This is a genomic window from Candidatus Blastococcus massiliensis AP3, assembly GCF_000582785.1.
GTDB lineage: Bacteria > Actinomycetota > Actinomycetes > Mycobacteriales > Geodermatophilaceae > Blastococcus > Blastococcus massiliensis.
Genome location: NZ_HG931175.1, coordinates 461,475 through 483,324, shown reverse-complemented (window position 1 = coordinate 483,324; position 21,850 = coordinate 461,475). Strand labels below are relative to the sequence as shown.

Here is a 21,850-nt window from a genome sequence, read left to right as displayed (position 1 = left end):
GCACCCGTTCTAGCCGCTCGCGCCGGTCGGTGCCCGGCGGCCGTCCGGGCCCGGACGTGCGACGACCCCCGTGCCGGTCCGCCGGGACCGGTACGGGGGTCGTCGCCGTGCCCGGATCAGGCGAGCAGGTGCTCGGCCACCGCGTCCCAGTGCTCGGTCGGGGTACCGAAGAGCAGCCCGGTGGACTTGGCGCGCCGGTAGTACAGGTGCGCGTCGTGCTCCCAGGTGAAGGCGATGCCGCCGTGCAGCTGGATCGAGTCCGAGGCTGCGAGCCAATAGGCCTCCGAGCAGAAGGCCTTGGCCAGGTCCGCCGAGATCGCGGCGTCGTCGGCGTCCTCGGCCAGTGCCCACAGCGCGTAGTAGGCCGCGGATCGTGCCGACTCCACCTCGAGCAGCATGTCGGCGCAGCGGTGCTTGACCGCCTGGAAGCTGCCGACGGGGCGGCCGAACTGGTAGCGCAGGTTGACGTACTCGACAGTGCGCTCCAGGCAGCGCTGGGCGCCGCCGACCTGCTCGGCGGCGAGGACCACCGTGGCGATGCGCATCAGCTTCGGCACCAGCGCGGTGGCGTCGCCCTCCGAGCCGACGAGCCGGGCGGGGGTGCCGGCGAAGGTGACCTCGGCGAGCTTGCGGGTCATGTCGAGCGTCTGGAGCGCCCGGCGGTCCAGGCCGGTGGCCGAGCCCTCCACCGCGAAGACGCTCGGGCCGCCGGGGGCCTGGGCGACGACGAGCAGCAGGCCGGCGGTGTGCCCGTCGAGGACGAAGGACTTCTGGCCGTCCAGCGTCCAGGCGTCGCCGGAGCCGCTGGCGCGGGTCTGCAGGTTCTCGGCGGTCCACTGTCCGCCGGCCTCGGCGAGCGCGACGGTGGCGATGGTCGTGCCCTCGGCGATGCCGGGCAGGAGGTCGGCCTTGGCCTGCTCGTCGGTGGAGAGCTGGAGCAGGTTGGCGGCGAGGACGGTGGCCAGGTAGGGGGCGGGCAGCAGCGCGCGGCCCATCTCCTCGGCCACGAGCGCCGTCTCGAGGATGCTGAAGCCCGAGCCGCCGTACTCCTCGGGGATGGCCAGACCCTGCAGGCCCAGCTGCTCGGCCATCTGGGACCAGACGGCCGGGTCGTAGCCCTCCTCGGTCTCCATGAGGCGGCGGACCTCCTCGGATGAGGACTTGGTCTCGAGGAAGCGCCGCAGCGTCCGCCGCAGCTCCTCCTGCTCCTTGTCGAACTGCATCAGCACGGGAACAACCTCTCAGAAGTCGGGTGGACAGGAGTGGGGGTGGGCGAAGGCTCGCCCGGTTTCGTGGAGTCGTTCATCAGTTGCCGAAGTCCCATCCGCCCTCGTTGGCGTACCGGTCGAGGACGTGCTTGGCGATGAGCACCTTGTGCACCTCGTCCGGCCCGTCGGCCAGGCGGAGCGTGCGGGCGCCCAGGTACATGCCGGAGAGCGGGAGATCGCTGGAGACGCCAGCGGCGCCCCACACCTGGATGGCCCGGTCGACGACGCGGTGGTAGGCCGCGGGAACGAAGACCTTGATCGACGAGATGTCGGTGCGTGCGCCCCGGTCGCCCCGCTCGACGCGCTCGGCGGCCTGGATGGTCATCAGCCGGGCGGCGGAGATGTCCATGTAGCTGTCGGCGATGAAGCCCTGGACGAACTGCTTGTCCTTGAGCGGCCCACCGTGGACCTGACGGGTGCTGGCCCGCTCGACCATGAGGTCGAAGGCCCGCCACATCTGGCCGATCGAGTTCATGCAGTGGAACACCCGGCCGGCGCCGAGGCGGTCCTGTGCGGCCTGGTGGCCCTGGCCGACGGCGCCGAGCAGGTTGCTCGCCGGCACCCGCACGTTCTCGTAGCGCACCTCGACGTGGTCCGACGTCGGCCGGCCCCAGATGCCGACGCCGCGGACGATGTTCACGCCGGGGGTGTCGGTCGGGACGATGAGCTGCGCCATCTGGCCCTTGCCCGACGCGGGGTCGTGGTCGGCCTCGACGACGCGGGTCATGACGATGAAGAAGTCGGCGGCCATGCCGTTGGACGTGAACCACTTGTGCCCGTTGAGGACCAGGTCGTCGCCGTCCCGGACGGCGGTGGTGGTGAGCGAGCGGGGGTCCGAACCCGCGTTCTCGGGCTCGGTCATGGAGAAGCCGGACTCCATCTCGCCCTCGATGAGGGGCCGGAGCCACTGCTCCTTCTGCTCGTCGGTGCCGTACTTGAGCAGGATCTTCTGGTTGCCCGAGTTCGGGGCGACGACGCCGAACAGCGCGGCCGCGCCCATCGCGTAGGCCAGCACCTCGTTCATGTAGGCGTGGGCGAGGAAGTCCAGCCCCATGCCGCCGTACTCCTTGGGCAGGTGCGGCGCCCAGAGCCCGGCCTGCTTGACCTTCTGCTTGATCTCCTCGCGGGCCGCCCGGGCCTCGATGACCGAGGGCTCCGTCTCGACGGCGCCACCCCGCGCGGAGCGCCAGAGCTCGCGCTCCCGGGGGAGGATCTCGTCGTTGACGATCTCGGCGGTGCGCATGCGGATGTCGTTGATGCGCTCGTCGAGCATGGGGATCGGTCGGACGGTCAGTGGCATGGCAAGTCCTTCGACGTCATCGTCTCTCGTGTCACTGCCTCTCAGGCGTCCGTGCCGGCGGCGGCCTGCCGGCGGAACTGCTCGCGCAGGACGCGCTTGGACAACTTCCCGGACGGGGTGCGGGGCAGCTCGGGGACGAAGTCCACCGTCCGGGGGCACTTGAAGTGCGCCAGCCGGTCGCGGGTCCAGGCGAGGAGCTCTTCGGCGAGCGCCGCGGAGGGCTGGTACCCGGGCTGCAGCTCGACGACGGCCTTGACCGACTCACCCCACTCCGGATCGGGCACGCCGATGACGCCGACGTCGCCGACCGAGGGGTGCGTGATGAGCACGGCCTCCACCTCGGCGGGGTAGACGTTCACGCCGCCGGAGATGATCAGGTCGACGCTGCGGTCGGTCAGGAAGAGCCAGCCGTCCTCGTCGAGGTAGCCGACGTCGCCGAGGGTGTAGTAGTCGCCGCGGTAGGACGACGAGGTCTTGGCCTCGTCGCCCAGGTAGACGAACCGGCCGGACTCCGGCGCCCGCAGGTAGATGGTGCCGGGCACTCCGGCGGGCAGGTCCTCGCCGGCCTCGTCGAGGATGCGGATGTGCCCGGGCTCCGGGTGCCCGACGGTGCCGGGCCGGCGCAGCCAGTCGTGCGGTCCGACGACCGAGCCGAAGCCCTCGGTGGCCGCGTAGTACTCCCAGGCGATCGGGCCGAGCCAGTCCATGAGGGCCTGCTTGACCGGAACCGGGCAGGGGGCGGCTCCGTGCCAGATGTTGCGGAGGCTGCCCAGGTCGTACCGGTCCTTGACCTCCTGCGGCAGCGAGATCATCCGGTGGAACATCGTGGGCACCAGGTGGGTGTGCGTGATCCGGTGCTGCTCGATCAGCCGCAGCGTCTCCTCGGCGTCCCACTTGTCCATGAGCACCACGCCGGCGCCCCGGGACAGCGGCATGCTGAGCGAGAAGAGCAGCGGCGCGGAGTGGTAGAGCGGGCCGGTGACCAGGTTGAGGTCCTGCCCGGGCACGTAGGCGGAGGCCTCGGCCACGAGGGTGGCCAGCTGCGATGCTGCGGCGCCCGCGGCCGCGGCGGCGGCGCGGTGCACGCCCTTCGGGCGCCCGGTGGTGCCCGAGGTGTACGCCATGGTGGTGCCCAGCACCGGGTCCTCGATGTTCTCGCCGGACTCGGCGGACAGCGCCTGCTCGTAGTCCTCGAACCGCTCCTGGGAGCCCTCGACGACGAGCAGGGCGCGGGCGTCCACTCCGTCCAGCGCCTGCCCGACGGTGTCGGCGAAGCGGCCGTCGACGACGACGGCGCGGGCGCCGCAGTCGCGCAGGATGTAGTTGATCTCATCGGCGGTGAGGTGCCAGTTGACCGGCGTGAGGCGGAGCCCCGTGCGCTGGGCGGCGTAGAGGGTCTCCACGAACTCGGGCCGGTTGGAGCTGATCAGGGCGATCGAGTCGCCGACGGTGAGGCCGCGGGCGCGCAACGCGCGGGCCAGCTGGTTGATCCGGGCGTTGAGCTGGGCGTAGGTCAGGTCACCCTGCGCGGAGCGGATGGCGGTCGCCTCCGGCTGCCGGGCGGCCCAGAGGGCGATCAGCATGCCGGTGGCCGCGGCGCGCTCGACGAGCGCCTGGCGGTCGGCGACCGCCGGGTCCGGATCCATCGTCGTCACGGGGCGACCTCCGATTCCTGCGGCGTGCGCGCGTCCCCGGCGCGGGGCCAGTGCGGAGTGCGGGCGGCCGTGTCCCGGTACGAGTCGAGCGCCCGTTCCCACGCGGCGAGGCCCGCGCGGGCGGCGGGCACGTCGTCGGGGGAGAGGTGGGTGGAGAGGTCGGCCAGGCGGGCGGCCGCGGTGTGGTCGGCCTGGTCGAGCACGGCCTGACCGCGCTCGGTCACCAGGTGGGTGACGTGCCGGCGGTCGGCCGGATCGGTGCCCCGCTCGACCATGCCGCGGGCGACCAGGCCGTCGACGAGCGCGGTGACGCTCGGCCGGCTCACCACGAGCCGCTGGGCGAGCGTCGATGCGTTCACCGAGCCCTCGGAGAGGAGGGCCAGCAGCCGGTACTGGGGCACGGTGAGCTCGCAGCCGGCCAGCGCCACCTCGACGTGCCGGGCCAGACGGGCGACCGTCCGCGCTCCGGTCGGGGTGGCTTCGATCACAGCCTAACAATTCAGGCTTCGAAGTTCTTTTGCAAGGGGCTCGCCCGAGTCAGGCGGAGCGGGGCTGCTCCCGGTGCAGGAGGAAGGTCGAGGTGGCCCGGCTCAGCAGCGTGCCGTCGGCCGAGAGCACCCGGCCCTCGGCGAAGGCCACCTGCCGCGCCAGCCGGACCAGGTCTCCGCGGACGGTCAGCACGTCACCCGGGCGGGCGGGGCGCATCCACTCCGTCTTCATCTCCAGCGACGCCTGGGTGCGGTCGCGGCCGGTCAGCGCCGCGTTGACGGCGAAGTTCATGGCGGCGTCCATGACGACGGAGTGCACGCCGCCCTGCACCAGGCCGTGCGGGTTCCCGGCCAGGGGGACCGGCGTCCAGCTCGCCTCGGCCCAGCCGGTGACCGGCTCCTCGGTCGCCCCGTACCGGTCGAACCGCACGCCGAGGGTGCCCAGCAGGGGCATCCCGCCGTCGCCCAGCCACCGCTCCATGTCCCGCATCGCGCCTCCCGGCCTCGGCGACCCGTGGCCGCAGGTGCTCCGTTCTCGAGGCTGGGCAGTCCGCCCCGCCGTCAGTAGTGTCACCCGCGGACGACGGGGTCGTCGGGTCGAGGGGTGGGGGCCGGTGGGCGCGAGCAGGCAGCCGCAGGCCCATGCCTGGCAGTGGAGCCGAACCGCCGAGACGCGCCGCACCCTCATCGCCGCCGCCGGCGAGGTGTTCGCCCAGAAGGGCTTCGCCGAGTGCAGCGTCGCTGACGTCGTCGAGCGCGCCGGGCTGGGCGTCGGCAGCCTGTACCACCACTACGGCGGCAAGTCGGAGCTCTTCCTCGCCGTCTGGGAGGACCACCAGGCGGCCTACGAGGAGCGGGCGGCGACGGCGGTGGCGGATGCCCGCCGCGCGGGCACGGTCACCCCGCAGGAGCTCTTCGTCGTGGGCGCCCGGGCCTACCTGGAGACGACGTGGGAGCGCCGGCAACTGGCGCGGCTGTTCCTGGACGGCGACGGGCCGCCGGGGTTCTTCCTGGTGCGCAGCCGGCGGCGCAACGACTGGGTGCGGCAGAACGCCGTGCTCCTCGCCGTCGGCACCGGGCCGACCGACCGGCTGCTCGTCTCCCTCCTCACCGCGGCGATGGGGGAGGCCGGCCGGCAGATCATCGGCTGCGAGTCCGAGGTGGAGGCCGCCGCGGTCACCGAGAGCGCGCTGGCGATCATCCGCCGGATGCCGGACCCCCAGGCGGGCTGACCTCGGCGCGGAAGCGCTTGATGGTCGCGTGCCGCGCGGCCAGCGAGGTCACCGTGGTCGCCAGGCTGAGCGTGAGCATGGTGAGCAGGGTCCACCGGTAGCCGAGCAGCAGGTCGTCCAGGCCGGAGCCCGAGATGTCGGACAACGTGCCGGCGAACGCGTACTGCCGCAGTTCGGGGACCAGCGGGGCGGTGAGGACGGAGAGCACGATGGCCGTGCCCACGACGAAGCCGCTCTGCTGCAGCATCAGGCGCATCGCGTTGGCGATGCCCAGGCGCTCGTGCGGGATCTCGCCCATCAGCGCGGTGGTGTTCGACGGCATGAACAACCCCGACCCGGCGCCGGCCAGCACCAGGCCCGAGGCGATCGCGACGTAACCGGCGTCCGCGGCCACCGCCCAGCCCAGGACGACCAGCCCGGCGCCGGTGCAGAGGTTGCCCACCACGGCCAGCCCGCGCGGTGAGATACGGCGCTGGAGCAGCCCCGAGGTGGACGAGAAGAGCAGCGTCGCCACCGCCAGCGGCAGGACGCGCATGCCGGCCGAGAACGCGTCCTCGCCCTTGACGGCCTGGAAGTAGAGCGAGAAGAGCAGCAGCACCCCCGCCGCTGACGTCGCGTTGAGGAAGGAGGCGAGCAGGCCGAGGGCGAACGGCCGGCTGCGGAACAGCGTCATGTCGACCAGGGGATGGGCCACCCGGCGCTCGAAGAGCACGAACAGGGGCATGCCCAGGACGAAGACGACGAGGCCACCGATGACCAGCCAGCTGGTCCAGCCCAGCGTCGTCGCCTGGGAGAGCGCCGCCAGCCCGCTGCCGAGCGCGACCAGGACCAGCAGGTTGCCGGGGATGTCGATGCCCTGGCGCTGCCCGGTGCGTGCGACGCGGGGGAGGGCCCAGGCGCCCCAGGCCAGGCAGATCAGCCCGATCGGCACGTTGTACCAGAACACCCAGCGCCAGCCGGCGTGCTCGGCGAGCACGCCGCCGACGGTGGGGCCGAGGAGCTGGGCGACGGAGAACGAGGCCAGGTAGATGCCCATGCCCTGACCCAGCCGGTGCCGCGGGAAGGCGGCGGTGACGATGGCGGCGCTGTTGGTGAGCAGCATCGCCGCGCCCGCGGCCTGCAGCACGCGCAGCCCCACGAGGGTCCAGGCGTTCGGGGCCAGGCCGCTCAGGAAGCTGGCGAGCGTGAAGGTCGCCAGCCCCATCAGGTACATCGAGCGGCGCCCGAACATGTCGGCCAGCCGGCCGAAGAAGATCATCAGGACGGTGTTGGCCAGCATGAACGCGAGCAGGATCCAGCTGGCCGCCGTGGCGCTGGCGTCGAAGTGCCGGACGACCGTGGGCAGGGCGACGTTGAGCGCGCTCCCGGCCATCCCGGAGAAGATGCTGGCCAGGCTGACGACCGACAGCGCCCGCCAGGCCTCGCGCATCTGGGCGCGCTCGGCCGCGCTCCCGGGGGCCGGCTCCTCCGCCTGCCGGCGGGTCTCGTCGACCGTCTCGCGGGGCGCGGCGGCCGTGTCGCCTGCGCCGGTCCGCGCGTCCGCAGTCACTGCTCTCCCGTTGGTCGACCGGTCCGACGCGGCGCTCGGCCTGGTTGACGTCGAAATCCCAGAACCCGATTCTAGGGCTCCCGACGGAAGGAGGCTGCCAGATGCAGTCGGACGAGCAACGCGTGGTCATCGTGACGGGTGCGGCCAGGGGGATCGGCCGCGGGCACGCGCTCGAGTTCGCCCGGCAGGGCTACGCCGTCGTCGTGAACGACCTCGGGGCCGAGGTGGATGGCAGCGGCGGGTCGACGGGTCCGGCGGGTGAGGTGGTCGACGAGATCCGGGGCATGGGCGGCCAGGCCGTCGCGAACGGCGACGACGTCTCGGACTTCGCCGGCGCCGAACGCCTCGTGGGCGCGGCGCTGGAGCACTTCGGCCGACTGGACGTGCTGGTCAACAACGCCGGCATCCTGCGGGACCGGATGCTGGTGAACATGTCGGTGGAGGAGTGGGACTCGGTCATCCGGGTCCACCTCCGCGGCACGTTCGCCCCGACGCGGCACGCGGCCGCCTACTGGCGCGAGGAGCACAAGGCCGGCCGCCCGGTGGATGCCCGGGTCATCAACACCACGTCGTCGTCGGGGATCTACGGCAACCAGGGGCAGTCGAACTACGGGGCGGCCAAGGCGGGGATCGCGGCGTTCACCGTGATCACCGCGATGGAGCTCTCGCGGTACGGCATCACCGTCAACGCAGTGGCACCGGCCGCGCTGACGCGGATGACCGAGAACCTGCGTCCCGATCGCGAGAAGCCGGACCCGTCGCAGTTCGACCCGTCCGCGCCGGACAACATCGCGCCGCTGGTGGTCTGGCTCGCCGGACCCGCGGCGAAGGAGGTCACCGGCCGGGTGTTCAACGTCCGCGGCGGTGCGATCAGCGTGGCCGAGGGCTGGCAGGCCGGCCCGGGCGTGGACAAGGGCGAGCGCTGGACGGTCGAGGAGCTCGACGACGTGCTTCCCGGCCTGGTGGCGCAGGCGGCGCTCAACGCAGACCAGCGCGGCATCCGCCCGACCGCGGGCTGAGCCGGCGTGGAGGTCGTCGCCTGGGGGCCGCTGCCCGGCTTCGTGGGCGTGACGGTGCGCCGGGCGACGGCCTCCGACCTGCCGGAACTGGTCGCGCTGCTCGCCGACGACCCGCTCGGGGGTGCGCGGGAGTCCGCGGGTGAGGGGCTGGAGCCCTACGCGCGCGCCTTCGCCCTCGTCGACGCCGATCCCGCACACCTGCTCGTGGCCGTGCAGGACGTGGACGACGTGGTCGGCACGCTGCAGCTGTCCTTTCTGCCGGGGCTGTCACGACGGGGCGCGCAGCGGGCGCAGATCGAGGGCGTGCGGATCCGGGCCGACCGCCGGGGCGGTGGTCTGGGAGAGGCGCTGGTGCGCTGGGCACTCGCGGAGGCCGGGCGGCGCGGCTGCGCGCTCATCCAGCTGACCACGGACCGCAGCCGCCCCGAGGCGCACCGCTTCTACGAGGGGCTCGGCTTCCGGCCGTCGCACGTCGGCTACAAACTGGTGGTCGACGGCTCCTAGGGTGAAGGGCGTGACGAGCGGCCCGATCGATCCCGACGTGATCGAGCTGGCCGGCCGGCTGTTCGACCTGGCCCGCTTCGGACACACCGAGGAGCTGATGGCCTACGTCGAGGCCGGCGCTCCGGTCAATCTGACCAACGACAAGGGCGACACGTTGCTGCTGCTCGCGGCCTACTACGGCCACGCCGGCACAGTGGCGGAGCTGCTCGCGCGTGGCGCCGATCACGGGAGGGTGAACGACAAGGGGCAGACGGCGCTGGCGGCGGCGGTGTTCAAGCAGTCGGTGGAGACCGTCGAGCACCTGCTCGCGGCCGGTGCCGATCCGGACCTGGGTGGCCAGAGCGCGCGGACGACGGCGCAGTTCTTCGGCCTCACCGCGATGAGCGAACTGCTCGACCGCTCACGCTGACCCGTGCGTTCCCACGGCGACTCCTCCTAGGGTGCTGATCATGAGCAGCGAAGACAGTGCGTCCACCGGCACCGTCCCAGCCGGGCATCTGTTCGACCTGGCGCGCAACGGCGCCACCGAGGAGCTGGCGGCCTACGTCGACGCCGGCGTCCCGGTGGACCTCACGAACACCGCCGGGGACACGTTGCTGGTGCTGGCTTCCTACTACGCCCACGCCGACACCGTCGCCGCGCTCCTCGCCCGGGGCGCCGACCATGCCCGGGTCAACGACAAGGGGCAGACGGCACTGGCCGCTGGCGTGTTCAAGCAGGCCACCGACGTCGTGCGACACCTGCTGGCTGCGGGTGCTGACCCCGACCTCGGCGACATGAACGCGCGGATGACCGCCCAGTTCTTCGGTCTCACCGAGATGGCCGAACTGCTCGACGGGCGGAGCTGACCGCAGCTCTCCCAGCGGCACTCCGGTGCTCGCGCTCCGGCCGGACTGCCCGCGTGCTCGAGACGAGTTCGAGCGTTGACTCGGGGGTCAGAAGGGTGGTGTGTCGTCCACTCGGTCCGGCGGTGGCCGTTCGGGGTCGCGAAGTCGGAGGCCGGGTGGGCGGGTGGTCCGGGTGATGCCCGACGGGCTGGTCACGTGCAGGGTGCCGTCCGGGTCCATGCGGAACGACCAGCCACGAGCGAAGGTCTTCAGGCGGTGGTGGGACCGGCAGGTGCAGCACAGGTTGACGCACGACGTCTTCCCGCCGGCCGCGTGCGCGACGACGTGATCGAGGTCGGCCATCCCGACCCGCTGCCCGCAGTTGGGGATCCGGCACCGGCGGTCGCGGGTGGTGACGAACCGCCGCTGGGCGGCCCGTGGTTCATAAGCGTCGGTGTCGGCCGGCATGCCGAGAACCGGACAGTCGCACGGCGCCGGCTGTTCGCCGCCCTCCTGCTCGCCGCCCTCCTGCTCGGCTCTTTCCTGGCCGCCTCCCGACGCGCCCGCGTCCGCGTTCGTCTTCTCCGCGTCCGTCTTCTCCTCGTCCGTCTTCTCCGCGCCCGGCGGCCCGGTGTCGGGGTGGTCGGTGTCGGGGTGGTCGGGGCATCCCGACACCGCGCGGCGGGCGAGGTCGGCGGCGGTGACGGTGGCCAGCAGCCGCCCGTCCTGGTCGGTGATCGCGAACGTCATCGTCCCCCCGGCCGGGGTGGTCAGGCCGAGCGAGCCGATCCGGGCCAGCAGCTCGCGCAGGTGGGGCGCGGTGATGGGGAACCCGTTCACCTCACCACCCCGTGCACTGGCACCCTCGAGTCCGTCCAGGGCGGCGGTGACGGTCAGGCGCACCGTCACTCCGCCCAGGCCATGGTCGGCCGGGCGCAGGAGGAGCATCGTGTGCATCGCCGTGCGGATCGCCCCGATCGGCCGCGGATCACCCTCGGCCTTCGCCATCGCCGCGAGCTGGTCGATCACGTCGTAGCAGGCCGCCGCGTCCTCGGCGCTCATCTCGGCGGTCAGGGCCGCCCTGCCGTCGCCGGTCGGATACACGCGCACGTCGGTCGCCTGCTCGGCCTCCTTGCGCCGCTCGTCGATCGCCGCGGCATCCAGCTCCGCCAGCACCTCCAGCGCCCGGGCTTCCAGCCGGGACGGCGACAGGTCGCACGCCTCGGGCAGCACCTGGTCCTCCACCGCCCGGGACAGCTCCGGCGCCGCGTGCTGCAGCGCGCCGGCCAGCACGCCGGCTCGGCGCTCGTCGATCTCTTCCCGGCGCAGCGCGGCGAACGTCGCCGGCAGGTTGTCCCGCCACGTGAACGCTCGCCGGGCCCGGAACGCGGCGGTCCCGCGGCCCAGGTTGATCGCGTGCGCCAGCTCGTCGGGGAAGAACTCGCTCACCCCGGGGAACTGCGGATCCGTTTTCCGCCAACTCCGCCGCCGGCCCCCGGCCGTGCCGGGCGGTGGATCGTCGTGGTCGGGCCGCAGCTCGGCCAGCCGCAGGATCAGCTCCGCCTCGCGAGCGGTCTGCCGCGCCCGCTCGCGCTGGATCTGCTCGAGCTCGCGGGCGACGTGGCCCGCGTCCAGCCACGCCACCGGCGGGCGCGGCTCCGGCTCGCGCTGTGGGTAGACCCAGTCGATGAGCATCCCCTCCACCACGGAGGTGCCCGCCACCCGATCCATACGCCGAACATACGTTCGACCTACGACAGTTCCGGGTGGGCGAGGCGAGTCGTGGGTGGCGTTCGACCGGGGACTCGACCACCCTCCCCGAAGATGCCTCGCAGGCCGTTGATCGGGCGGTCCCTTGGAGACCCCTCCCGTTCGCAGCGACGCGGCCGAGCTGCTGCTCGTGTCGCTCAGGACTCGGGTTCGGGTGGATGTTGGGGGGTACGAGGCGCGCGGACCAGGGAGGAGCAGGCGGGATGGTGCGGCCGGAGCTGACGGGTAGCGGTGGTGATCTGCCGCCCGCGCTGCGGTCTGCCGAACTAGCAGCGGGCAACGGCACAGCGGCTCCCGATCTGTCCGACGCGCCCGACAGCGCCGCCGAGCCGGTCGCCGGCGCCGCGACCACCGGCCCGCCGCCGTCCTCCCCGCCCGCCGGCGGGGCGGCCCCCGTGACCGACGTCCTGGCCGGGGCGTCGGCCGGCATCCCGCGCTGGCTGCTGCTGGTGGGTGGACTGGCCGCGGCGACCGTCGCGATCGCCGGCATCCGCGCCCTGTCGTGGCTGATCGCGCCGCTGCTGCTGGCCTTCGTGGTGGTCCTCGCGCTGACCCCGGTGCAGAGCTGGCTGCGCCGCGCCGGCGTGCCGCGCTGGCTGGCGGCCACCATCCTGCTGGTCCTCGTCTGGGGGGTCCTGCTCGGCTTCGTGGTGCTGCTGATCGTCTCGGTCGGTCAGCTCGCGGACCGGCTGCCGGCCTACGCCGACCAGGCCGAGTCGCTGATCGACGGCGTGGTCACCGACCTCAACGACGCCGGCATCGTCTCCGGCCAGGTCTCCGACCTGGTCGACCAGATCGACTACGGGCAGGTCGTGAGCATCGCGACCGGCCTGTTCGCCGCCCTCACCGACGCCGGCAGCACGTTGCTCCTGCTCCTGCTGGCGCTGGTCTTCCTCGTGATCGAGTCCGGCGGGTTCGGCACGCGGTTGCGGCTGGTGGCCGACGAGCGGCCGCACCTGCGCATCGCGCTCGGCCTGTTCGTCCGCGGCACCCGCAGCTACCTGTGGGTGAGCACCCTGTTCGGCGCGATCGTGGCCGTCGGCGACGGCCTCGCGCTGTGGATGCTCGGCGTCCCCCTGCCGGTGCTGTGGGGCCTCCTGGCGTTCGTCACGAACTACATCCCGAACATCGGCTTCGTCCTCGGCCTGCTGCCGCCCGCGCTGCTGGGCCTGCTCGAGGGCGGCTGGGGACAGCTCGGCGCCATCGTGGCGGTCTACGCGGGGCTCAACTTCGTCGTCCAGACGCTGATCCAGCCGCGCTTCGTCGGCGACTCGGTGGGTCTGTCGACGACGGTCACCTTCGTCGCCGTCCTCTTCTGGGGGTGGGTGCTCGGCGCGCTCGGCGCCTTCCTCGCCATCCCGCTCACCCTGCTGGTCAAGGCGTTGCTGGTCGACGTCGACCCGCGCGGGCACTGGCTGGACGCGTTCCTCCGCGAGGAGCCACGCCCACCGCGGACGTCGCGGGCCCGGGAGCGGCTGCACGCGCGGCAGGCGGCGCGGGTCGCGGTCCAGCGGCTGCACCGCCCCCGTCGTGCACCGGCGCCGCCTGCCGTCGACGAGCCGGCGCCGCGGGCCGTCGACGAGCCGGGGCCGCGGGCCGTCGACGAGCCGGGGCCGCTGGGTGCGCCCGGACCGGAGGTGCGGTAGACACGGCAGGCCGTTCCCACCCGGACCCCGGAGGTCGTCCCCGTGCTCGCCAGCATCGGCTATGCCGTCGCGTACACGGGTGTCGGCATCGCACTGCTGATGCTCGGGTTCCTGGCGCTCGACCTGCTCACCCCCGGGCACCTCGGCCGGCACATCTACCAGGAGCGGTCGGTCAACGCCGGCATCGTGCTCGCCGCCGGCTTCCTCGGGCAGGGCGCGATCGCGTTCACCACCATCTGGACCAACGCGACCGACGGGTTCGGCCGCGCCCTGTGGTGGACGGTCGTGTTCGGAGTCCTGGGCGTGCTGCTGCAGGCGGTCGCCTTCCTCGTGCTCAACCTGGTCACCCCCGGCCGCCTCGGCGACGCCCTCACCCAGGTGCGGTTCCACCCGGCGAGCCTGGTCAGCGCCGCGAGCCAGCTGGCCGTGGCGGCGATCATCGTGGCCTCGATCTGGCCCTGACCGGCCCGTCGGACACCTTGTGACGGCGGTCGCAGGGCCCGGCCGTAACGTGTCGGGCAGCCTGCCCGTCCCCAGCTCGTCCGGGACCAGGCAGCCAGTGACGACCAGAGAAGAGGAAATTCCATGAGCGAGGCAGTTTCCGGCCGGGTGGCCATCGTGACCGGCGCGGCCCGTGGCATCGGCGCCGCGGTGGCCCAGCGGCTTGCCAAGGACGGGTTCGCCGTCGCGGTCCTCGACCTCGACGAGGGCTCGGCCAAGGGCACCGTCGAGGCCATCGAGGCCGCCGGTGGGCGCGCTCTCGCCGTCGGCGCCGACGTCAGCGACGCCGAGCAGGTCCAGGCCGCCGTCGACCGCATCGCCGCGGAGCTCGGCCCGCCGGTCGTGCTGGTGAACAACGCCGGCGTGCTGCGCGACAACATGCTGTTCAAGATGTCCGACTCCGACTGGGACATCGTCATGAACGTGCACCTGCGTGGCGCCTTCCTCATGACCCGCGCGGCCCAGAAGCACATGATCGAGGCCAAGTGGGGCCGGATCGTGAACCTGTCCAGCACCTCGGCGCTGGGCAACCGCGGCCAGGCCAACTACTCGACGGCCAAGGCCGGTCTGCAGGGCTTCACGAAGACCCTCGCCATCGAGCTCGGCAAGTTCGGCGTCACCGCCAACGCCATCGCCCCCGGCTTCATCCAGACGGAGATGACCAAGGCGACCGCCGACCGCATGGGCATCCCCTTCGACGACTTCATCAAGGGCGCCGGATCGCAGATCCCGGTGGCCCGCGTCGGCCAGCCCGAGGACATCGCCCACCTGGCGTCGTTCTTCATCAGCGAGGGCGCCGGCTTCGTCTCCGGGCAGGTCGTCTACGCCGCGGGTGGCCCGAAGGCCTGACAGCAGCACCGCACGAAATCGGCGGGCCACGGACGGCGTTGTGCCGTCCGTGGCCCGTTCTGCTCTCCGCCTCCTGGTCCTCGGCGACTCGATCGCCCACGGCACCGGCGCATCGCGCCCCGAGGACACCCTCGGCCGGCGGCTGGCCGCCGCGCTGTCCGGCGACGGGATCGACGTCGAGCTGCACGTGCGCGCCGCTCCCGGCGCGGCGTCCGCCGACCTCCCGCGCCAGGTCCGTGCCGCGGCCCCGCTGGACGCGGACCTCGCGCTCGTCGTCATCGGGGCCAACGACCTGACCCATCTCGTCCCGCCCGAGCAGGCCGCGGCGTCCCTGGACGAGGCGTTGCGCGCGCTGCGCACCGCCGGAACCGACGTCGTGCTCGTACCGGCACCGGACATGTCGCACGTGCCCGTCGTGCCGCCGGCGTTCCGCCCACTGGTCCAGATGGCCTGCGCGCAGCTGCGGAACCGGCAGGCCGCCGTCGCTTCGGCGGCCGGGGCCACGGTCGCGGCGGTCGACGCGGTGAACCGGGTGTTCGGCACCGATCCGACGCTGTTCGCCGCCGACCGCTTCCACCCGTCGTCGGCGGGCTACGCGCTCATCGCCGCAGCGCTGCGTCCCGCGGTGCTCGCCGCCGCCCGCGCCCGCCGGGAGGGCTTGGCGGCCTGACTCTCAGGCCCGCCGGCCGGCCAGGAGCTGCGCCAGGTGCAGGCCGCGCCGGTCCGCGAGCTGGTCGAGCTGGGTCCGGCAGGAGAACCCGTCGGCCAGGACGACGGCGTCGTCCGGAAGCGTCTCGACGGCCGGCAGGAGCTGCTGGCCGGCGATGGTCACGGACACGTCGTGGTGGCCCCGCTCGACCCCCCAGTTGCCGGCCAGTCCGCAGCAGCCGCCGAGGCGGGTCACCTCGGCGCCGGCGCTGCGCAGCAGCTCGGCGTCCGCGGACCAGCCCAGCACCGAGGCGTGGTGGCAGTGCGGCTGGGCCACGATCCGCAGCCCGGCGAGCGAGGGCGGCTGCCACTCCGGGGTGGCTGCCAGCTGCTCGGCCAGGGTGCGGGTGCCGGCGGCCACCCGCTCGGCGTCCACGCCGCCCACCACCTCGAGCGCCTCGGTCCGGAGCACCGCGGTGCACGAGGGCTCGACCCCCACGACGGGGATCCCGGCGGCGACGACGGGGGCGAGCGCGGCCACGGTGTGCCCGAGGATGCGGCGGGCGGCGTCGAGCTGGCCGGTGGTGATCCAGGTCAGCCCGCAGCAGGTGTCCGCGCCGGGTACCTGCACCCGGTAGCCCGCGGCCTCCAGCACCTCCGCGGCGGCCATGGCGACGTCCGGGTCGAAGTGGTCGGTGAAGGAGTCCACCCACAGCGCCACCGGCGGACCGTCCCCGGGCGGCGCGGGCCGGTCCTGCCACTGCTGCCGGAAGGTGCGGACGGCGAACGCCGGCACGTCGCGGCGCTGGTCCATCCCCGCGCCCCACTTCGCCAGGCGGGCGCCCACCCGCGAGCCGAGGACGGCGTTGACCAGCCGGGGGGCCCGTGCGGCGAGGTCGGCCCACCGCGGCAGCCACCCCAGCGTGTAGTGCGGGCGGGGGCGCAGCCGCCGCCGGTAGGACTGGTGCAGGACCTCCGCCTTGTAGGAGGCCATGTCGACGCCGGTCGGGCAGTCCGACGAGCAGCCCTTGCAGGACAGGCAGAGGTCCAGCGCCTCGTGCACCTCGCGGGAGCGCCAGTTCCGCACCGGGCCGCCCGGCGCGAGCATCTCCTGCAGCACGCGCGCGCGGCCACGGGTGGTGTCCTTCTCCTCCCGGGTCGCCGGCCACGAGGGGCACATGACCCCGCCGGCGGACTGCAGGTCCGCGCGGCACTTGCCGACGCCGGTGCAGCGGTGCACGGCGGCGGAGAAGTCGCCGCCGTCGTGCCGGTAGGCCAGGGCGAGGGTGGGCCGGGTGTCGCGGCTGACGACCGGCGCGGCCGCCATGCGGATGTCGTCGTCGAGACGGGCCGGGCGGACCAGCACGCCGGGGTTCAGCACGTCGGCGGGGTCGAACACCGCCTTGACCCGCTCGAACAGGTCCAGCACGGCGGGGGAGTACATGAGGGGGAGCAGCTCGCCGCGGGCCCGGCCGTCACCGTGCTCCCCGGACAGCGACCCGCCGTAGCCGGCCACGAGCCGCGCGGCGTCCTCCACGAAGGCGCGGTACCGCGACCGGCCCCGGTCCGGCTCGCCGTCGGCACCGAAGGGGAAGTCGATGCGGCCGTGCACGCAGCCGTCACCGAAGTGCCCGTAGGGCACCCCCTGCAGGCCGTGGCCGTCCAGCAGCGCCTCGAAGCCGCGCAGGTAGGCGCCCAGCCGCTCGACCGGGACGGCGGCGTCCTCCCAGCCCGCGTGCGCCGGCCGGCCGTCGGAGGTCCGGTTCGCCAGCCCCGCGCCGTCCTCGCGGATCCGCCAGATCGCGGCGGCGTGCCCCGGGTCGGTGACGACCATCGAGTCGACCGCCGCGGCGTCGGCCAGCACGCCCCGCGCCTTGTCCCGCACCTCGGCCTCGGTGTCGCCGGTCAGCTCCACGATCAGCCACCCGTTCCCGCGCGGCAGGTCCGGGACGATGGCGGCGGGGACGTCCCGCAGCCGCTGCACGATCCGCTGGTCGAGCCCCTCGACCGCGGTGGGCTCGTGGGGGAGGAGACCGGGGGTGGCGTCGGCGGCCTCGGCCATGCTCGGGTAGCCGAGCACGACCAGCCCGCGGAACGGGGAGTCGGCCACCAGCCGCACCGTCGCGCCGAGGACCAGGCCGAGGGTCCCCTCGCTGCCCACGAGGGCGCGGGCGACGTCGAAACCGCGCTCGGGGAGCAGGTGCTCCAGCGAGTAGCCCGACACCTGACGGCCGAACCGGCCGAACTCGGTGCGGATGGTGGCGAGGTCCGCGGCGACGAGCGCGTGCAGGTCGGCGAGCACGCCCGGGGCGGGCGCGGTGCCGGGCCCCAGCGCGAGCCGGGTGCCCCCACCGGTGACGACGTCGAGGCCGACGACGTTGTCCGAGGTGCGCCCGTACCCCAGGGCCCGCGAGCCGCAGGCGTTGTTGCCGATCATCCCTCCGACCGTGCAGCGGTTGTGCGTGCTCGGGTCGGGGCCGAACCGCAGACCGTGCGGGCGGGCCGCAGTCTGCAGCGCCGCCTGGACGACACCCGGCTGCACCGTCGCCGTCCGTGCGTCCGGATCGATCTCCAGCACCCGGTCGAGGTACCGGCTGGTGTCGAGCACCACGCCCGGGCCGACGGCGTTGCCGGCGATCGAGGTGCCCGCGCCGCGTGCGGTCAGCGGCACCCCCAGCTCGCGGCAGACCGACAGCGTCGCGAGCACCTCGTCGACGTCGCGGGGGCGGACGACGGCGCGGGGGAGGACCCGGTAGAGCGAGGCGTCCGAGGAGTAGAGCGCGCGGGCCAGCCCGGAGTCGTCGACGTCGCGGAGCCCGGCGCGGTGGAGTGCGTCCAGCAGGCCGGGCGCATCCGTCCGGCCGCCGATCGTCGTGGTCGCGGTCATGAGGGGTCTCCGTCGAAGAGGGGAATGGCTGGGTCGGGTCGGTGGCCAGGGGCAGGCGGGGAAGGCGAAGGGCCGCTCGGGGAGGGCGTCACGTCTGCCCGCCGGGTCGGATCGGCACGACGGCGACCGGGCCGGTGGCCTGGCGCAGGACGGCACGGGTCGTGGACCGCAGCGTCGCGAAGGGGCCGCGCCGGCGGTGCCCGATGACGAGCAGCTCGGCCGTCAGCCCTGCGGCCAGCAGGCTGCTCGCCGCGCGGCCGCGGGCGATCACCTCGCGGACCACCACGTCGGGCCAGGCCTGCTCCCATCCGTGCAGGCTGTCGCTGAGGAGCCTCTCCTCGTCGGCGCGCGCGGCGGCCCAGTCGATGACCGGGCCGTCGGTCTCGAACCGGGCGGGGGAGATGTCCCGCCAGGTGTGCACGGCGACGAGGTCCGTGCGCCGGGCGGCCGCCTCCGCGAACGCGAAGGCGAGGACGGCGTCCGCGCTGGGGTGGCCGTCCACGCCGACGACCACGGAGCGGCGCCCGCGGACCACGATCGAGGTGGTGTTGTCGGGGAGCACGATGACGGGAGCCTCGGCCGAGGAAGCGAGGGCGCCGGCCGTCGACCCGACGCGGGGAGCAGTTCGCCCACCGGCCCCCTGACCGCCGACCACCACCAGCGAGGCGCGGGCGGACGCCGAGCGGAGGACGTCGACCGGGTCGCCCTGCTCGACGGTCCAGTCGACCCGCACCGGCGAGCACGTGGCCATGAGCGAGGCGGCGACCGACTGCAGGGTGAGGTCGGCCCGGGTGCCCAGGAGCTCCGCGACGTCGAGGGATGCGTGCACCAGCCGCAGGGCCACTCCGCGGCGCCGGGCGGTCTCCGCCGCGAACCGGGCCGCGCGGACGGACACCTGGGATCCGTCCAATCCCGCGACCACGGGCAGCCGGCTCGTCTCCTCGGGCATGTCCTCGTCTCTTCGTCGGGGTCGGCTCACGCGGCGGTGGGCTGCAGGCGGGCCGCACGGTTCCGCGACATCCGGTGCATGAGCTTGTCGATCTCGACGATGACCAGGACCGAGGCCCCGAGGATCCAGCAGATCAGCCATTCCGACGCCGTGAGCGGAACGAGCCCGAGCAGGTCGTCGGTGGCCGACCACTGCGTCGCGACGGCATAGAGGGCCAGCGCCCCGAGGGCGCTGCCCAGGAGCAGCCGGTTCCCGAACGGGTTCATCGTGAACAGTGACCGGTTCTCCGCGCGGGCGCTGAGCACGAGCCAGAAGTTGAGCATCACGAACAGCGTCAGCGCGATGGTGCGGGCGTGCTCCTCGGCGTAGCCCTCGCCCAGAGCCCAGCGGAACGAGACCAGGATGATGCCGGCCATCCACACGCCGGCGAGCGCCGTGCGCAGCCACAGCGTGCCGGACAGCAGACCTTCCCGGTGGGACCGGGGCGGGCGGGTGAGTTCGTCGCCCTCGGGCGGTTCGAAGGCCAGCGCGATGTCCTGCAGCCCGTTGGTCACCACGTTGATGAACAACAGCTGGACCGGCAGGAACAGCAGCGGCAGGTCGGCGAGGAGGGCCGCCGACACCGACAGCAGCGAGGCGAGCCCGGTCGCCAGCAGGAAGAACGTGGCCTTGCGGATGGCGTTGAAGGTGACCCGGCCCTGCTTCACCGCGTCCACGATCGTCACGAAGTTGTCGTCGGTGAGCACGATGTCGGCGGCCTCCCGCGCGACGGCCGTGCCCGACCGGCCCATCGCCACGCCGATGGAGGCGGCCCGGAGCGCGGGTGCGTCGTTGACGCCGTCACCGGTGACGGCGACCACCTCGTCCTCGGCCTGCAGGATCCGGACGATCCGCAGCTTGTCCTGCGGGGAGACGCGGGCCGCCACTCCGCTCCTGCGCAGCCGGGCGGCGAGCACGTGGTCGTCGGTGTCCGCCATCTCGGCCCCCGTGACCGGGCCGAGGCCGCTGCCCAGGCCCAGCCGTGCCGCGATGGACGCGGCGGTGGCCGGGTGATCGCCGGTGATCATGACGACGGTGATGCCGGCTCGCCGGCAGTCGGCGACGGCCTCGGCGACGCCCGGGCGGGGCGGGTCCTCCATGCCCTCCAGCCCGAGAAAGGTCAGCCCCGACGGCGGTGGCAGCGGCCGCTCCACGGGCTCGCCCGGATCGAGCACGCGCATCGCCGTGGCGAGCACGCGCATGCCCTGCCCGGCCAGCAGCGCATTGGCCGCCTCGACCGCGTCCCGGTCGATCGGCCGGTCGCCGTCGTCGGTGGCCTGGGCGATCGACAGGCGGGCGAGGACGTCGGGGGAGCCCTTCACGTAGAGCACGCGCGCGCCGTCGGGCGTGGCCCGGACCGTCTGCGACAGCCGGTTCTCGGGCTCGTAGGGGGTGTGGGCCAGCCACTGCCCGTCCCGCTCCGCCGTGGTCGCGGCGCCCAGGCGCACGGCGGCCCGCAGCATCGCGACGTCGACGGCGTCACCGGTGAAGTCCAGCGCGTCCCCGGCAGTGGTCAGCGTGCCCTCGGGAGCGCGCACCGCCTCGTTGGTGAGCGCCCCGGCCCGCAGCGCATCGCGTGCCGCCCGGCCCATCGGCCCGGGGTCCGCCCCGTCGCGCAGGTCGAGCGTGCCGCTCGCGGTCCAGACGACCTCGACGGTCATCTCGTTGCGGGTGAGCGTGCCGGTCTTGTCCGAGCCGATCACCGTCGTCGAGCCGAGCGTCTCCACGGCCGGCAGCGAGCGGACGATCGCGTGGTGACGTGCCATGCGTGCGACGCCGAGGCTCATGGCCACGGTCAGCACGATCGGCAACGACTCCGGGATCGACGCGACCGCCAGGGCGACCGCGGTCCGGAACATCTCCGAGGCTCCGTAGCCCAGGACGAGGCCGGCGACGAAGACGGCGGCCGCCGCCGCGGCGACGGCGACGCCGATCCGCCGCTCCAGGGTGTGGGTGAGCACCTGCAGCGGGGACTGCCCGGCGGGGCCCTGGACCAGCTCGTTGATCATGCCGAGCTCGGTGCCGGTGCCGATGCCCACGACGATGCCGCGACCACGGCCGGTGGTGACCAGGGTCCCGCTGAAGACCAGGTTCGTGCGGTCGGCGGCCGGGGTGTGCGGTGGCAGCCGGCTGACCTGCTTGGTCACCGGCAGCACCTCGCCGGTGAGCATCGACTCGTCGACCTGCAGGCCGTTGGTGTCCAGCAGCCGCAGGTCGGCCGGTACCCGCTCCCCGCTCTCCAGGAGGACGACGTCGCCGCGGACGAGCTCCGCGGCCGGCAGCTCCCGCTCGTGCCCGTCGCGCAGCACCCGGCAGACGGGCGCGGACAGCTGCTGCAGGGCGCGGACCGCGACCTCCGCCTTCCGCTCCTGCCAGAACCCGATGCCGGCGTTGACCAGCAGCACCAGGCCGATCGCGCCGGCGTCCACCCAGTGCCGCTGGACGACGGTGATGGCGAAGGTCAGGAGCAGGATCCCGATGAGCGGGCTGACGAACTGCCGGAGCAGGACCCGCCAGGCCGGCGTCGTCTCGGTGACCGGCAGCTCGTTGCGGCCGTGCGCCTCCGCCCGGCGGGCCGCCTCGGAGCCGGTCAGCCCGTGCGGGGTGGCGTCCAGCCAGCCGAGGACGTCCTGCCGGGAGAGGACGTGCCACCGGCCGGTCGCGACCGGATCGGTGAGGTCCTGGGCGGCAGTCGTCATGGGCGCTCCTGTCCACCGCT

The 21,850-nt window shown here is 73.6% G+C and carries 19 protein-coding genes; 9 read left to right on the top strand and 10 right to left on the bottom strand.

The genetic code is table 11. The annotated features are described in order from the left end of the window. Positions 1-116: 116 nt before the first annotated feature. From BN344_RS16440 to BN344_RS16420, 5 genes are all read right to left on the bottom strand, one after another. Positions 117-1,223 carry an acyl-CoA dehydrogenase family protein gene (locus BN344_RS16440; RefSeq protein ID WP_081788789.1) on the bottom strand — a complete coding sequence of 369 codons (1,107 nt, stop codon included), beginning with the start codon at positions 1,221-1,223 and terminating at the stop codon, positions 117-119. Positions 1,224-1,305: 82 nt separating this feature from the next. Further along, the gene (locus tag BN344_RS16435; RefSeq protein WP_040339599.1) at positions 1,306-2,568 is read right to left on the bottom strand and encodes an acyl-CoA dehydrogenase family protein; all 1,263 of its coding nucleotides are present in this window, start codon (positions 2,566-2,568) and stop codon (positions 1,306-1,308) included. Positions 2,569-2,609: 41 nt separating this feature from the next. Next, positions 2,610-4,214, bottom strand: a complete 1,605-nt coding sequence (locus tag BN344_RS16430; RefSeq protein WP_051516137.1) for an AMP-binding protein — start codon at positions 4,212-4,214, stop codon at positions 2,610-2,612. A gap of 5 nt (positions 4,215-4,219) precedes the next feature. After that, a complete protein-coding gene (locus BN344_RS16425) occupies positions 4,220-4,711 on the bottom strand; it encodes a MarR family winged helix-turn-helix transcriptional regulator (protein ID WP_051516041.1) in 492 nt (163 codons plus the stop codon). Positions 4,712-4,760: 49 nt separating this feature from the next. Next, positions 4,761-5,201, bottom strand: a complete 441-nt coding sequence (locus tag BN344_RS16420) for a PaaI family thioesterase (RefSeq protein ID WP_051516040.1) — start codon at positions 5,199-5,201, stop codon at positions 4,761-4,763. A gap of 124 nt (positions 5,202-5,325) precedes the next feature. Between BN344_RS16420 and BN344_RS16415 the strand changes: the two genes are divergently transcribed. After that, positions 5,326-5,943, top strand: a complete 618-nt coding sequence (locus BN344_RS16415) for a TetR/AcrR family transcriptional regulator (protein WP_040339598.1) — start codon at positions 5,326-5,328, stop codon at positions 5,941-5,943. On the opposite strand, the gene BN344_RS16410 is transcribed toward BN344_RS16415, so the two are convergent. Beyond that, positions 5,909-7,492: a DHA2 family efflux MFS transporter permease subunit gene (locus tag BN344_RS16410; protein ID WP_197022359.1), complete on the bottom strand. Its 1,584-nt coding sequence runs from the start codon at positions 7,490-7,492 to the stop codon at positions 5,909-5,911. The genes BN344_RS16415 and BN344_RS16410 overlap by 35 nt on opposite strands. 101 nt (positions 7,493-7,593) lie before the next feature. Between BN344_RS16410 and BN344_RS16405 the strand changes: the two genes are divergently transcribed. Genes BN344_RS16405 through BN344_RS16390 form a run of 4 tightly spaced genes read left to right on the top strand, consistent with a single transcriptional unit; the run spans position 7,594 to position 9,863 of the window. Beyond that, entirely contained in the window at positions 7,594-8,511 is a 918-nt protein-coding gene (locus BN344_RS16405) for an SDR family oxidoreductase (protein WP_040339597.1), read from the top strand. 6 nt (positions 8,512-8,517) lie between these two features. After that, positions 8,518-9,015: a GNAT family N-acetyltransferase gene (locus tag BN344_RS16400; protein ID WP_231486933.1), complete on the top strand. Its 498-nt coding sequence runs from the start codon at positions 8,518-8,520 to the stop codon at positions 9,013-9,015. Positions 9,016-9,025: 10 nt separating this feature from the next. Next, entirely contained in the window at positions 9,026-9,424 is a 399-nt protein-coding gene (locus BN344_RS16395; RefSeq protein WP_040340046.1) for an ankyrin repeat domain-containing protein, read from the top strand. 40 nt (positions 9,425-9,464) lie between these two features. Continuing rightward, positions 9,465-9,863 (top strand): ankyrin repeat domain-containing protein, encoded by a 399-nt coding sequence (locus BN344_RS16390; protein ID WP_040340045.1) that lies wholly within the window; start codon positions 9,465-9,467, stop codon positions 9,861-9,863. A gap of 87 nt (positions 9,864-9,950) precedes the next feature. Here the strand turns inward: BN344_RS16390 and BN344_RS16385 are convergent, their stop codons facing one another. Further along, positions 9,951-11,573, bottom strand: a complete 1,623-nt coding sequence (locus BN344_RS16385; protein ID WP_040339596.1) for an HNH endonuclease signature motif containing protein — start codon at positions 11,571-11,573, stop codon at positions 9,951-9,953. A 242-nt stretch (positions 11,574-11,815) separates the two neighbouring features. Here BN344_RS16385 and BN344_RS16380 point away from each other — a divergent pair, with 242 nt between their 5' ends. The 4 genes from BN344_RS16380 to BN344_RS16365 all read left to right on the top strand — a co-directional run bounded on the left by BN344_RS16380 (position 11,816) and on the right by BN344_RS16365 (position 15,278). Continuing rightward, entirely contained in the window at positions 11,816-13,258 is a 1,443-nt protein-coding gene (locus tag BN344_RS16380; RefSeq protein WP_081788703.1) for an AI-2E family transporter, read from the top strand. A 42-nt stretch (positions 13,259-13,300) separates the two neighbouring features. Next, positions 13,301-13,720, top strand: coding sequence for a DUF350 domain-containing protein (locus BN344_RS16375; protein WP_040339595.1), 420 nt, complete (start codon positions 13,301-13,303; stop codon positions 13,718-13,720). A gap of 123 nt (positions 13,721-13,843) precedes the next feature. Next, positions 13,844-14,608, top strand: coding sequence for a 3-oxoacyl-ACP reductase FabG (gene fabG / locus BN344_RS16370; protein WP_040339594.1), 765 nt, complete (start codon positions 13,844-13,846; stop codon positions 14,606-14,608). A 49-nt stretch (positions 14,609-14,657) separates the two neighbouring features. Next, the gene (locus tag BN344_RS16365; RefSeq protein ID WP_040340043.1) at positions 14,658-15,278 is read left to right on the top strand and encodes an SGNH/GDSL hydrolase family protein; all 621 of its coding nucleotides are present in this window, start codon (positions 14,658-14,660) and stop codon (positions 15,276-15,278) included. Positions 15,279-15,281: 3 nt separating this feature from the next. Here BN344_RS16365 and BN344_RS16360 read toward each other — a convergent pair whose 3' ends face one another. From BN344_RS16360 to BN344_RS16350, 3 genes are all read right to left on the bottom strand, one after another. Next, positions 15,282-18,143: an FAD-binding and (Fe-S)-binding domain-containing protein gene (locus tag BN344_RS16360; RefSeq protein ID WP_051516039.1), complete on the bottom strand. Its 2,862-nt coding sequence runs from the start codon at positions 18,141-18,143 to the stop codon at positions 15,282-15,284. Positions 18,144-18,231: 88 nt separating this feature from the next. Next, positions 18,232-19,092, bottom strand: a complete 861-nt coding sequence (locus tag BN344_RS16355; protein ID WP_040339593.1) for a universal stress protein — start codon at positions 19,090-19,092, stop codon at positions 18,232-18,234. A gap of 26 nt (positions 19,093-19,118) precedes the next feature. After that, entirely contained in the window at positions 19,119-21,830 is a 2,712-nt protein-coding gene (locus BN344_RS16350; RefSeq protein ID WP_051516038.1) for a cation-translocating P-type ATPase, read from the bottom strand. Positions 21,831-21,850: the final 20 nt, after the last annotated feature.

What these genes read in the sequence shown, in the direction of transcription:
- BN344_RS16385 (WP_040339596.1), bottom strand. Translation starts at nt 11,573, where the DNA reads ATGGATCGGGTGGCGGGCACCTCCGTGGTGGAGGGGATGCTCATCGAC.
- BN344_RS16380 (WP_081788703.1), top strand. Translation starts at nt 11,816, where the DNA reads ATGGTGCGGCCGGAGCTGACGGGTAGCGGTGGTGATCTGCCGCCCGCG.
- fabG (WP_040339594.1), top strand. Translation starts at nt 13,844, where the DNA reads ATGAGCGAGGCAGTTTCCGGCCGGGTGGCCATCGTGACCGGCGCGGCC.
- BN344_RS16355 (WP_040339593.1), bottom strand. Translation starts at nt 19,092, where the DNA reads ATGCCCGAGGAGACGAGCCGGCTGCCCGTGGTCGCGGGATTGGACGGA.
- BN344_RS16360 (WP_051516039.1), bottom strand. Translation starts at nt 18,143, where the DNA reads ATGACCGCGACCACGACGATCGGCGGCCGGACGGATGCGCCCGGCCTG.
- BN344_RS16390 (WP_040340045.1), top strand. Translation starts at nt 9,465, where the DNA reads ATGAGCAGCGAAGACAGTGCGTCCACCGGCACCGTCCCAGCCGGGCAT.
- BN344_RS16430 (WP_051516137.1), bottom strand. Translation starts at nt 4,214, where the DNA reads ATGGATCCGGACCCGGCGGTCGCCGACCGCCAGGCGCTCGTCGAGCGC.
- BN344_RS16350 (WP_051516038.1), bottom strand. Translation starts at nt 21,830, where the DNA reads ATGACGACTGCCGCCCAGGACCTCACCGATCCGGTCGCGACCGGCCGG.
- BN344_RS16435 (WP_040339599.1), bottom strand. Translation starts at nt 2,568, where the DNA reads ATGCCACTGACCGTCCGACCGATCCCCATGCTCGACGAGCGCATCAAC.
- BN344_RS16405 (WP_040339597.1), top strand. Translation starts at nt 7,594, where the DNA reads ATGCAGTCGGACGAGCAACGCGTGGTCATCGTGACGGGTGCGGCCAGG.
- BN344_RS16420 (WP_051516040.1), bottom strand. Translation starts at nt 5,201, where the DNA reads ATGCGGGACATGGAGCGGTGGCTGGGCGACGGCGGGATGCCCCTGCTG.
- BN344_RS16440 (WP_081788789.1), bottom strand. Translation starts at nt 1,223, where the DNA reads ATGCAGTTCGACAAGGAGCAGGAGGAGCTGCGGCGGACGCTGCGGCGC.